Source organism: Vibrio sp. NH-7, from assembly GCF_053643215.1.
In genome coordinates this window covers 2,659,152-2,672,206 of the sequence record NZ_CM132187.1, presented here as the reverse complement: position 1 = coordinate 2,672,206, position 13,055 = coordinate 2,659,152, and the positions used below count along the sequence as shown (strand labels likewise).

Genomic DNA, 13,055 nt, shown 5'->3' with positions numbered 1-13,055 from the left:
AGGTTGTATGTGAGCTCAGCAACAACGCGTTTAGCAAGGTTTGTATTATGGGTAGTCGTCACAGTGCTAGTGTTACTCGCTATCACGGTGACGGCTTTGCGTATTACGTTACCTCAACTTAACCATTTCCAAGAACCGATAAAAAACTGGGTCAGCGACAGTACGGGGTTTGATCTCGAAATTGCTGAAATCAATGGTTTTTGGCGCAATACGCACCCTTCTATTTCGTTGCAAGGCGTAGAAGTGCACACCCCAAAAAGCAGCGGGATTGCCTTTAGTGCCAATCGGGTTGAAGTTGAATTAGACCTTTTCCAGTCTCTCGTTCGGCGCCAACCTGTTGTTGCCGATCTGATCATCCATCAACTTGTCCTCGATATCACCTCAATTGAAACGGTAAAAACTGACGACGACAAAACGGTTCTAGAACCGAAAGGGTCACAAAAGAATGTGGTTGAGCAGCTCGATTCATTGCTGCTAAGGCAAATGGATGATTTTTCTCTGCTTGATTCGAGCATTCTCTTTCAAGGAGTTGATGGCTCAGAGCGTCAGTTAGAGATCGCTAAGCTGCGTTGGCAAAATAATGGCCGTCATCACCTTGCTGATGGTGAAGTGAGCTTTGCTGATAGCAGTATTAACTCAGCTAAAGTCAAAGCCAATTTCGTCGACTATGGATCGCTCAGTGATGTGAGTGGAGAGTTTTATTTATCGGCGCAAAATGTCTTGGTGACGCCTTGGTTGACCAAATACCTGAAGACAGAAACCGGGATCGAAAAAGGCCAGCTGAGTTTCAATAGCTGGCTCACGTTACGACACTCCAAACCCGTTGGCGCTTATCTAGAACTAGAAGCGTCAGAGCTGATTTGGCAAGAAGGTCAGCGCCATGATTTGATGATTGAATCGGGCGTGTTTGAGCTAGAACCGACAAATGAAGGTTGGCAAGTAAATGCTCACTCACTAGAGCTTCGCACCGACGATATTCCATGGCCAGAATTAGACATGGCGTTCGATTGGCAACCACAGCAGTGGCGATTAAACATTTCACAGTTGGATATCGCTGCGATCACGCCGTTCGTTAAGCTTGCGCCAGAATCCGTTCAAACGACCAAACTGTTAGAAACCTTGGCTATTGGTGGGCTGATTGAAGATGTGCGTATTTCAATGGGCGCAGATCTCGATAGCCTCAAATACTCGGCGGAGCTGTCCAATGGCTCGATGTCTCAGTGGGACCTGCTACCAGGCTTGCATCATCTCTCAGCTTCCGTGAGCGGTAATCTTAATCAAGCGCGTGCGAAGTTAAACTTGATTGATGACACCTTACCATACGGTGACGTCTTTCAAGCGCCGCTGAATATTAAGCAGGGCGAAGTGGATATCGTTTGGCAACAAGACGATTCAGGCTGGCGTCTGTGGGCAGATAAAGTCACCGCAGCCACACCCGATTTGCAGGTCTTGGGCGCGTTTCGACTCGAGTTTCCTAAAGAGCGAAGTCCATTTCTTTCATTCTACGCTGAAGCCGATCTTTACAATGCGGGGGAGACTTGGCGTTACCTGCCGACGTTGGCGTTAGGACAAGAGCTCACTGACTACCTTTCGACTGCAATCCAAGCGGGTAAAGTGGATACCGCCAAGTTGCTTTGGTATGGCGAGCTGGCGAATTTCCCCTATAAAAACAATGACGGCATGTTCCAAGCTTGGGTGGGGTTAAAAGACGCGAAGTTTAGTTTTGACACAGCTTGGCCGCCAATCACTGACTTGCAATTGGACCTCCTTTTTCAAAATGATGCGATGTATTTGGATTCAAGCAGCGCAACGCTTCAAGATGTGAAAGCGAGTCGAATTACCGGTCGTATTCCAGAGTTAGCCGAGGGCGGGCACATTGAAATTGAAGCGAGTGCTGTTGCTCAGGGCAATGCCGTTCGTGACTATATGAACACGACTCCATTGGTTGACTCGGTGGGTGCTGCGCTAACCGCGATTCAAGTTCAAGGTCCAGTCACATCGAGCTTTCAGCTTAATATCCCGTTTGATACTGACCTAGATGCACGAGCATGGGGCTACGCCGATCTTGCTGGTAATCATGTTGAAATAGACGCCCCACCAATGAGCCTTTCAAATGTGACTGGACGTATCGAGTTTGATAATGATGTGGTCAAAGCGGCTGGCCTCTCTGCACAACTGCTCGATCAAGACATTGCCATCGATTTTAGCGGTGAAAATGTCGCTCAAGGTTATGGTGTCGATATTGATGTGGTAGGCGATTGGGACATCAAACCAATTGGCCCGTACATTGGTAGAAAATGGACCGATCCTTTACAAGGTCACGCGCCGTGGCGAATGGGCGTCGACATCCAGCTTAACGACGTCGGTTTTACCTACCAAATTGACACAACGGCGGATTTACGTTGGATTGCTAGCGATTACCCATACCCACTTAACAAGCTGACTCAGCAGTCGGGTAAAGCTAGGTTGCAGGCATCGGGTAACCAAGAAAGTATTACCGCGCGTCTACAATTGCCTAACTTAAAGTATCAAGCTGAGATTGATATTCGCCCTGATACTCCGGTCTTAAGAGCGACCAACTTGGTCCTTGGTAAGGGGAGTTTTAAAATCAGTCCTGTTGCAGGTCATCATGCTCAAGTTAGGACGAATCACTTCGATCTCGACGGTTGGATTGAGTTTATGAACAAGCCTGAGCCTGTCGCTCAGTCGGCAATCAGCGAAATGAACACGCCTGAAACTCCAAAGCCGCAACGTATTGAGATAAATACCAAAGAGATGACCTTGGCGGGCATTGAGTGGAACGACGTCGATTTCTCTGCAAAGAAAAAGGGACTTGGCTGGTACATGAACCTTGAAAGCCAAGAGGCATCCGGTGAGGCAAGCTACTTAGCACCTTATGATCTTTCCGTCGCACTTGATCGACTGCATCTTTATATTCCGGCCTTGGACACCGAGTATAAAGACAAATCGTTGTTTCAACCTGAAGCAAAAGATCTCCCATTAATCAGTGAGTTTGACCGGAGTTTCCATGAACTCTTGCCTAATATTACATTGACCATCGATGACTTTTGGTTGCAAGGGTATAAAGTGGGCAAAACCCATATGGATGTTCAGCGCCAAGGCGATTCGATCGAATGGAAAAAGCTCTCTTTTGAGAGTGGGACGAACAAAGCGGAAATGAGCGGTCGTTGGACGCTCGACGACACTCGCAGTCATACGCAGTTAAATATTCAAATATCGGGCGAGAACAACAGCGATGTGATGGAACGCTTTGGCGTCTCTTCTGGTATTCAGCGCGCGCCATTCGACATCAGTTCGAACGTCGAGTGGGATGGGGCGCCATGGTCGATGAAAGTGGAATCTCTCCAAGGCGATGTGAACACGCGATTGGGCAAAGGGATGATCTCCGATGTGAGTGGGGCGGCAAGATTACTTGGATTGTTCAGCCTCGATTCGATTATTCGAAAGATGCAGCTCGATTTTACCGACGTTTTTGACAACGGTATGGCGTTTAACTCGATTACGGGCAGTGGTCAGATTAAAAATGGGGTTTTCCTAACGAATGACATCAAAATGGATGCGGTGGCGGGGGAGATGACGATTCGTGGTCTTGCCAACTTAAACAGTCAAACCGTTGATGCTGAAGTCAACTTCGTTCCAGATATCACATCAGGGATCCCCGTACTTACCGCCTTTGCAGTCACCCCGCAAACAGCACTGTATGTGCTGGCGATAACCACGGTTATCTCACCGGTGGTCGAGGTATTCACCCAAGTGAACTACGAAGTTAAAGGGCCGTTAGATTCGCCAGTGGTCAAAGAGCTTTCGCGTAGCAAAGGCGAGTTTGCGTTACCCGAAAAATTACGAGAATCCTTGGAATAGGAAGAGTACTCATGGAAAGAGTCGGTTTAATTCAGATGACCTCGGGGCCCGACGTCACTCGCAACTTGGAGTATATAGCCACTCAAGTTGCGGTGCTGGCTGATGCAGGAGCGTCACTCATCATCACACCTGAAAACTGTGTCGTATTTGGTGGTCGATTGGATTATCACCACAATGCAGAAATCATGGGAGAGGGCATTGCTCAGCAGCGTTTCTCTCAACTGGCCGAGCAGCATCGCATCTGGCTGGTGATTGGAAGCATGCCGATTAAGCGTGCCCAAGGTGTGACGACAACAACATTGGTGTTTGACCCGAATGGCGAGTGCGTTGCTCACTACGACAAGCTGCACATGTTTGACGTCGACGTTGCTGATGGTCACAGCCGTTACCGTGAATCAGAAACCTTTACTCCTGGGTCACACATTGTTTCATTGCCAACACCTATCGGTCATCTAGGTCTTACAATCTGTTATGATGTCCGGTTCCCGCAGCTGTACAATGAACTGGCGCAGCGAGGTGCCAACATGATGCTGGTTCCTGCCGCGTTTACAGCGGTGACTGGGGAAGCGCATTGGGAAGCATTGCTCAGAGCGCGCGCCATAGAAAGCCAAAGCTGGATCGTGGCAGTCAATCAATGCGGTGTTCACCCATGTGGCCGAGAAACGTGGGGGCACTCCATGGTCATTTCCCCTTGGGGTGACGTGGTTGCAAGCCTTACGAATCAGCCCCAAAATCTTGTGGTGGATGTTGAACTTGCTCAAGTAGAAGAGCTAAGAACGACGATGCCAGTGCTACAGCACTCACGATTTCACAATCAATTAAAAGTATAAGAGCGAAGTATGACAATTAATCATGTAGAGGATGCGTTGCTAGGTGCAGCAGGTCTGACCGAGCAAGATGTAGCGGATACCCTTGCGAGTATAGCAACGCGTCAGATCGACTACGCAGACATCTATTTCCAGTCAAGCTGGCACGAGTCTCTAGTACTGGAAGACAGCATTATTAAAGATGGTTCTTTCAACATTGATTGTGGTGTTGGGGTTCGAGCAGTAACCGGCGAGAAAACTGGCTTCGCTTACTCCGATCAGATTCAGTTAGATGGGTTGAAGCAAAGCGCTATTGCAGCTCGTGGTATTGCCCAACAAGGTCAAAATGGTCAAGTACAGGCGTTTAAACGCACGGATAACCAAACCGTTTACGGCGCCGTTAATCCTCTGGAAAGCTGGCAAAAAGAGCAAAAAACTCAGCTACTTAAAGAGCTGGATGCCTACATCAGAACCAAGGAACCATTGATCAAAGAAGTGTCGATCAGTTTAAGTGGCGTGCACGAGCAAATGCTGGTGGCCGCGACAGACGGTACTTACGCGGGAGATGTGCGTCCACTGGTTCGTTTATCTATTAGCGTACTCGCTCAGCGCGGAGAACGTCGAGAGCGAGGCAGTTCTGGCGGTGGCGGTCGTTTTGGCTACGACTTCTTCTTATCCGAATCGCAAGGTAGCCAAGTTGCGTATCAGTTTGCGGATGAAGCGATTCGAATGGCGCTTGTGAATCTTGAAGCAGAAGCGGCCCCCGCCGGTGCAATGCCTGTCGTTCTTGGTTCTGGTTGGCCAGGAGTCCTTTTGCATGAAGCCGTTGGCCATGGTTTAGAAGGTGACTTCAATCGTAAAGAATCGTCGGTATTTAGTGGTAAGGTGGGTGAAAAGGTCACCTCTGAGCTTTGTACGATTGTTGATGATGGCACGCTAAAAGATCTACGTGGCTCGCTCAACGTCGATGACGAAGGGGTTTTGGGTCAATACAATACGTTGATCGAAAATGGTGTACTCAAAGGATACATGCAAGACAAACTCAACGCGCGCCTGATGGGGGTTAATCCAACGGGTAACGGTCGTCGTGAGTCTTATGCTCACCTACCGATGCCACGTATGACCAACACCTACATGCTACCAGGACAGCATACTCCAGAAGAGATCATTTCAACCGTCAAGAAAGGGCTTTACGCACCGAATTTTGGTGGCGGCCAAGTGGATATCACCTCGGGTAAGTTTGTTTTCTCAGCGTCTGAAGCCTACTTAATTGAAGATGGTAAAATCACACGCCCAGTTAAAGGTGCCACATTGATCGGTTCGGGTATTGAAGCGATGCAGCAAGTCTCTATGGTGGGTAACGATCTGAGCATCGATCGCGGTGTTGGCGTGTGTGGTAAAGCAGGTCAAAGTGTTCCGGTTGGTGTCGGTCAGCCAACCTTGAAATTAGACTCTCTAACCGTAGGCGGTACAGACTAAGTCGGCTATACGGCTCGCTATAAAAACAAAAAGGGTTGATGTGAATGCATCAACCCTTATTTTTTGCGTTGTGATTGACCCTAGATGCCATCGCGTTCGATTGGGCAACTCATACAACGAGCTCCACCGCGGCCGCGGCCAAGTTCGTTACCAGGAATGGTGAGAACTTCGATGCCTGCTTTGTCATACTTCTCGTTGGTATAAACATTACGTTCATAGCCAATGACGACTCCAGGTTTGACCGTAAGAACGTTGTTCGCATCGTTCCACTGCTCTCGCTCTGCTTCGTAGCTATCACCACCTGTGGTAATGATCTTGAGGTAATCGACTTCGAGCGCTTCTTCAATTGCATGAATGTAACTTGGTACTTGCTCAACCTTCATGTCACCATCATCTTTGGCCGTTAAGCGCCAAGTGTCCAAGTCTTTTCGCATGATTTCTGGGTAGACAGAGAAAGTATCAATGTCCATGTGCGTCATCACAGTATCAAGGTGCATGCACGAGCGATGCTTGGGTAGATCAATCGCGATCACCTCTTTTGCCTGACCGTGTTTGAACAGATTGGCGGCTAAGTTTTCAACCCCTTGTGCTGTTGTACGCTCTGACATACCAATCAGCACTGACTCTTTACCGATTACCAACACGTCACCACCTTCAATGTTGGCGTTGTCATAATGGAGATCTTCATCGCCAAAGTACTTAATGAAATCTTGGCCTGCGAACACAGGGTGCCAGCGATAAATCGCGCGTAAGTGATTGGTCTCACGTTGACGAGCTGGCTTCATCATAGGGTTAAGTGATACACCGCCGTATACCCAGCATGACGTGTCTCGAGTAAATAGATGGTTAGGTAGTGGTTCGATGACAAAATCGAGAGGGCGATGCATTTTAGGCAGCATCGACGCAGATTTAATAGGGAGTTCAGAATAGGCTAAACCACCGAGCAGCACTGTTGCTAAGTGTTCGTTATCCATATCGGATAAGTAACTACGCAGGTCTCGGGCAAAGATAGGGCCGTAGCGTAGATCTGATATCTGCGTGTTGAGTAGCCATGTTTTGGCTTCTGAAACCGCTAAGGTCTCAACAAGTAGGTTGTGGAGAAGCAGAACTTCAACGCCTTGCTCGGTGAGGGTTTGGGCAAACCTATCGTGCTCTTCCCCCGCAGCTTCCACTGCAAGTACATCATCAAACAACAGTTCATGGCAGTTAGAGGGCGTTAAGTGAGTCAATGCTCGCTCTGGACGATTTAGCAATACACGTCGCAATTGGCCAACTTCAGAGCCTACATACAGCTTACTCATTTTGTATCCTTACACTATGTTCCAGCCAGTATTTATGACAAGGTTGTTATCAATATGCAAGCGTTTAACTTGGTCTTTAAAACTAACTTACATGGCTTTGTTGGTTTTATATTTTGTTTTTTGTGCCATTCTCTTTATTAAATTTCATTTGGATGAGTTTTGTGGCTTTGCCTTGGAGTGATTCCCTATTCGATAAAAAGAGTCTAACGATTCGTAGTTCATGGCGCATTACGGCATAGCTATTCACCTTAAGGCTAAAGCGGCGCACCAAAGTCATTTTTTATGCAATATTGCTTTGCTTCACAATATGCAGTAGAAAAAAATAAAAACGCAGAATGTTGTGGTGGGAACCTCCGAGCATCACAAAAGAAAGTTCTAAATCGTCAATTTGATAAAAAATGTTAAATGAGTCAGGTTGTGAGCTTGATCGTTTTAGGGGCAAGGATAATCCGCGCAGAAAGATCAGGATCTCAGTGTATTCTAGGTAGTAATTTCGGTGGATCCATGCGATAGTCCGTTGCGTTAAATTACGATCATTTTTGTCACTATCTGGAGCACTATTTATGTCTCATGAAGATGAATATCTATCAGTCGAAGAATTAATTGAGATTCAAAAGGAAGAGACTCGCGACATCATCCAAGCCTTAAGAGAAGATGGCAGTGATCCAGACGCGTTGTATGAAATTGAACACCACTTATTCGCTGAAGATTTTGATACGCTAGAAAAAGCCGTAGTTGAAGCATTCAAAATGGGTTTTGAAGTGTTAGAAGCGGAAGAAACGGAAGATGAAGATGGCAACAAGCTATTGTGTTGCGATGCGACCATGGAGTCTGCGCTTGATGCCGAAGCGATTGATGCTCAAGTAGAAAAACTGATTCATCTAGCGGAAAAGTACGACATCATTTACGACGGTTGGGGGACTTACTACGAAGGCGAAGATGCCTTGTACCCTGAAGAAGATGACGAAGAGTAATTCGCGAAATGTGTTACAAATGCCAGCCTCTGAGGCTGGCATTTTTGTATCTTTCTTTTATTGCCTTGACTATAATCAGCTCTAATTTGATCTAGCGCAATTTTTGACTGGTACACTCTTTTATGCAGCTCTCTCTCGCCGGCCTTTGGCAAATCTCACCGCTGACCGATCTCTCTATCCCTCAAGATGATATTACCTTTCCCGCGCCGCTCAGCGATAAGCTTCCTGACTCTATGACAGAGCAACAAATCGCCGAGCAAGAGTGGCATCTAATGCATGATATTGAAGTGGATGATGCGATGCTGGCATTTCCTTCGGTGGATTTAGTCATTGGCGGTGTCGATTTTCATGCTGAAGTGCGTTTGAATGGCGTGGCTGTGTTCGATTGTGATGGCACTCAAAGTGAGTACAAAAAGGATATTCGTCCTTATATGCAAAAAGGTCGCAATCGCTTCGAGATCCTGTTTTTGGAAGAAGAGGAAGATCTTTTGTTTGACGATGAGCGGGCTGAACTGTGCTCATTGGGAGGCGAAGAAGTTAAACAGCATGACTCGCGAATCGGGGTGTGGAAGACGCCGTATTTGCAGTTTATTCGTCATGTACGTTTAGAACATATCTCGACTGAACAGATTTGGCATCATGGTGGTGGCTGTGAGTTCCTCGTTGATCTCCATTACAAAACCTATTCTCCAGGTCTTGTATCGGCTTCAGTCAAATTCAATGGTATGACATTCCACTTACCCATTGATGTTCGTAGCAGTCACACTAGTGCATTGTTTCAAGTTGAAGCGCCCATTTATGCTGACATCAAGCAACCCAAGCCTGCGGACCTTTATCTATTGGAAGTGACGTTAGATGGTCAGACTCAGCGCTTTAACATTGCTCTTAGTAAAGACTTGTGTGTTACTCATTTCCCATTGTGAGATTCAGTTACCACTAGGCGTGAGCACCATGCCAACACGCAAGGTGTTGAGCGTGCTTACGTTGCCATACCTTTTCATGAAAGTAGTAGGCCACCGTATTAATGGTTGGCTCGATAGCTGCCATTATACCACCTACAAACGCATCACCTGTCAGTAAGTAGACCACGCCAAAAGCGACGCTGAAGTGCACCACTGCAAAGCTAGTGGTTTTGACTTTGGCCGAGCGAGCAAGCGCTTGCAGTGATTGACTTCGGATCCACACTCGCTCATGAAAGTAAAAGGCTACCGTGTTGACGGAAGGTTCAATCATCGCGATCAGACTACCAAGCAAGATGTCACCCGTCAGGATATAAGCAACGCTAAACGCGATGGTAAAGTGAAGTGCAGCAAAAGTGAGTGTCTTTTTCATCGGATAGTCCAATCGTGTTTGTTTCGATAAGACTATTATTGAGAATTATTCGTATTAAATAAATTGGATTGATTCTATCAGTTTGATAGGTGAAGACGATGAAAAAGGCGCTCATTGAGCGCCTTGTTGAAGTTGTTTTGATTAGCCTTGAGGCTTAATCACCATCACATTGATGGGAGAGTTTTGTACCACTTTACTTGCCACAGACCCAAGAACAACCTTGTCAATCTTTGAGCGCTTATGACTTGGCATAATAATCAAATCGGCACCAAGTCTTTCTGCGTAGTCGAGAATGGTCGAGTACGCTTTACCTTCGGCAACGTGCGCTTTGTAAACCACCTCTTCAGGGATGTGCGAAGAGGCAAACGCTTTGAGCTGTTCTTCGACATCAGAACGCATTTTTTGCGCGGCATCTTTAGGAAAGTAAGTGGCAACCATCGACATGTGGATACCAGGAAGAACGTTCAACAAATGAATTTGTGCGTTCGCGTGTTTCGCATGCCAGACAGCTTGCTCGATCGCTTTGTCAGAAAAGCCTTTGTCATTAAGATCGACTGGAACAAGAATTTGCTTATACATTGATTATTCTCTTTATCATCGCTTATGAGAGCGGAATAACTGCATCCTTAGCTTAAGTATAGCCCCGCTGGAGTGGCGGGGCTGATTAACTTACGCGCTCAATTCGTCCCTACGAGCTCGTCTTCTTTGGTTCATTGCTAGACCAATCAGAATAAGAAGTGCAGGCACAAATACCCACTCTTTCATTGGTCGGTCTGCGTCAACAACAACCGAACGGATCTCCCAATCAAAATCAACACCAGCCGATTCTGCAGGGCTACCAAACTCAACCATATCGACAATCATACGACCATTCGTATCGTTGAGCATCAGACCCATAGATGAGATACGCTCATCGGCGGTTGTTGCGTTATCGTCAAACGGCAAACGAACCGTTTTCGAAATGTAATCACCTTCAAGGTTTTCACCCGCAACTAACAACTCGATTTCTTGACCAACGGGCAGAGTTTCGGCAATTGCGGCGATTTCAGTGCCCGGGTGCAGTACTTTTGCAGGGTAGATCTGATCCCACCAGAAACCAGGGCGGAAGAAGGTAAAGGTAAGCACAAGCAGTGCAACGGTTTCCCACCATTTATTCTTCGTAAACCACCAACCTTGAGTTGCTGCTGAGAATATCAGCATTGCGATAACCGAAGATATGATCGTGAGCATCAAATGCCACCAACTGTCGATCCCCATCAACAATAACTGGGTGTTGAAGATAAACATGAAGGGCAAGATTGCGGTTCGAATATCATAGGTAAAACCTTGGATACCCGTACGGATAGGATCCGATTTTGCGATCGCCGCTGCGGCAAAGGCAGCAAGACCGACTGGTGGGGTATCATCCGCGAGAATACCGAAGTAGAACACGAATAAGTGAACGGCAATCAGTGGAATAATTAAGCCACTTTGTGCACCTAACGTCACAATGACAGGAGCCATCAAAGTTGATACGACAATGTAGTTTGCCGTTGTCGGTAAGCCCATGCCTAAGATCAAACTGATCACCGCGGTGAATAGCAGCATCAGAATGATGTTACCGCCAGAGATAAACTCGACGAAGTCTGTCATCACAAGGCCAATACCCGTCAGCGTTACAACACCTACCACTGTACCTGCTGCTGCTGTCGCAACACCGATACCGATCATATTACGCGCACCTGTCACTAGGCTTTCAAGTAAATCAACGAAGCCTTGCTTGGTCTGCTCTGCAATAGAGCCTTGCTTCGACATCACTGCCATTAGTGGGCGTTGGGTGATCAAAATGAAGATCATAAACACCGTTGCCCAGAATGCAGAGAGACCTGGAGAAAAACGCTCAACGGTTAGACACCAAACCAATACCACGATAGGTAATAGGTAATGCAGACCTGATTTGATCGTCGGACCTGGCTCGGGAACTTCGGTCAGTTCCGCATCAATCTCGATCGCGCCTTCTTTGGCGTATCTTGCTGAAATATTAACAAGTCCAACATAAGCAAGCAGAAGGGCAACGGTTACGATTGGTGTTGCTGCATCGCCAAACACATCTTTCGTCCAACCCACACCGTAGTAGACCACTGCGCTAATAACGCACAGACCGAGTATTGTTCCTGTAAATGATAATAGGCTTTGAACCACCGTTGGCACTCGGCGACGAGGTAGCCCCGTCATACCCGCTTTACATGCTTCGAGGTGAACAATGTAAATAAGCGCAATGTATGAAATCAGCGCAGGTAAGATAGCGGCTTTGATAACCTCTACGTAGGAAATGCCCACATATTCAACCATTAGGAAAGCGGCTGCCCCCATGATTGGCGGCGTTAGCTGGCCGTTAGTAGAAGCAGCAACCTCAACTGCACCAGCTTTAGTGCCTGGGAAGCCAACTCGTTTCATTAACGGAATCGTAAATGTACCGGTTGTCACTACGTTAGCAATTGATGAACCGGAAACTAAGCCAGACAAGCCAGAAGCGACAACCGCAGCTTTTGCTGGGCCACCTTTCATATGACCAAGTAGTGAGAAAGCGACTTTGATGAAGTAAGCCCCTGCGCCAGCTCGCTCTAACATTGCACCAAACAGTACAAACAAGAAAACGAAAGAGGTCGAAACGCCCAGAGCAACACCAAATACCCCTTCAGTGGTCAGCCATAGGTGAGACATGGCTTTGTTTAGGCTAGCTCCTTTATGCGCGATAACGTCTGGCATGTGTGGGCCACCAAAGGTGTAAAGCAGGAATACGGCTGCGACAACCATAAGAGGTGGACCTAAAGCGCGACGTGTCGCTTCAAGGAGTAACAGCATACCCATCACGGCAACCACAATATCCATAGTGGTAGGCGCACCAGAGCGGCCCGCAAGTTGGGTATAGAAAAGATAGATATAGGCGGCAGCAAAGCTTCCTGCTAAAGCCAAAACCCAATCCACAGCGGGAATGCGATCGCGTGGCGAGTTTTTTAAAGCTGGATAGGCAGTGAAAGCTAGGAAAACGGCGAACATCAGATGGATAGAACGCGCTTCAGTATCATTAAGTACGCCAAAATCAAAAATGAACGGCAGAGGAGATGCGTACCAAAGTTGGAACAGTGACCAACATAGCGGCACAAACCATAAGATGCGACCAGGAATTCCACTTGGAGAACGGGCACCAGTATCGGCTTGAGCGACCATATCTTGCACATCTTGAGACGGAGATGTTGTCTTCGACATGTACTTTATCCTTGTTATATGTGGTTCACGTA

At 47.2% G+C, this 13,055-nt stretch carries 9 protein-coding genes; 5 read left to right on the top strand and 4 right to left on the bottom strand.

Annotated features, from left to right (window positions below; genetic code table 11):
• Window positions 1–9: 9 nt before the first annotated feature.
• Genes ACUALS_RS12360 through tldD form a run of 3 tightly spaced genes read left to right on the top strand, consistent with a single transcriptional unit; the run spans window position 10 to window position 6,167 of the window.
• Window positions 10–3,882, top strand: a complete 3,873-nt coding sequence (locus ACUALS_RS12360) for a YhdP family protein (RefSeq protein WP_454448450.1) — start codon at window positions 10–12, stop codon at window positions 3,880–3,882.
• A gap of 11 nt (window positions 3,883–3,893) precedes the next feature.
• Window positions 3,894–4,712, top strand: coding sequence for a carbon-nitrogen hydrolase family protein (locus ACUALS_RS12355; protein WP_039478256.1), 819 nt, complete (start codon window positions 3,894–3,896; stop codon window positions 4,710–4,712).
• A 9-nt stretch (window positions 4,713–4,721) separates the two neighbouring features.
• Window positions 4,722–6,167 (top strand): metalloprotease TldD, encoded by a 1,446-nt coding sequence (gene tldD, locus ACUALS_RS12350; protein WP_454448449.1) that lies wholly within the window; start codon window positions 4,722–4,724, stop codon window positions 6,165–6,167.
• A gap of 80 nt (window positions 6,168–6,247) precedes the next feature.
• On the opposite strand, the gene arcA is transcribed toward tldD, so the two are convergent.
• Entirely contained in the window at window positions 6,248–7,468 is a 1,221-nt protein-coding gene (gene arcA / locus ACUALS_RS12345) for an arginine deiminase (protein ID WP_005472749.1), read from the bottom strand.
• 563 nt (window positions 7,469–8,031) lie between these two features.
• Here arcA and rraB point away from each other — a divergent pair.
• Complete coding sequence (rraB, locus tag ACUALS_RS12340) at window positions 8,032–8,442, top strand: ribonuclease E inhibitor RraB (RefSeq protein WP_005472754.1); 411 nt, start codon at window positions 8,032–8,034, stop codon at window positions 8,440–8,442.
• 122 nt (window positions 8,443–8,564) lie between these two features.
• The gene (locus ACUALS_RS12335) at window positions 8,565–9,365 is read left to right on the top strand and encodes a glycosyl hydrolase 2 galactose-binding domain-containing protein (protein WP_454448448.1); all 801 of its coding nucleotides are present in this window, start codon (window positions 8,565–8,567) and stop codon (window positions 9,363–9,365) included.
• Window positions 9,366–9,378: 13 nt separating this feature from the next.
• On the opposite strand, the gene ACUALS_RS12330 is transcribed toward ACUALS_RS12335, so the two are convergent.
• From ACUALS_RS12330 to ACUALS_RS12320, 3 genes are all read right to left on the bottom strand, one after another.
• Window positions 9,379–9,774 carry a DUF2061 domain-containing protein gene (locus ACUALS_RS12330; protein WP_454448447.1) on the bottom strand — a complete coding sequence of 132 codons (396 nt, stop codon included), beginning with the start codon at window positions 9,772–9,774 and terminating at the stop codon, window positions 9,379–9,381.
• Between the two features lie 141 nt (window positions 9,775–9,915).
• Window positions 9,916–10,353, bottom strand: a complete 438-nt coding sequence (locus ACUALS_RS12325; RefSeq protein WP_005472660.1) for a universal stress protein — start codon at window positions 10,351–10,353, stop codon at window positions 9,916–9,918.
• A 90-nt stretch (window positions 10,354–10,443) separates the two neighbouring features.
• Window positions 10,444–13,023: a TRAP transporter permease gene (locus tag ACUALS_RS12320; RefSeq protein ID WP_454448446.1), complete on the bottom strand. Its 2,580-nt coding sequence runs from the start codon at window positions 13,021–13,023 to the stop codon at window positions 10,444–10,446.
• Window positions 13,024–13,055 lie beyond the last annotated feature (32 nt).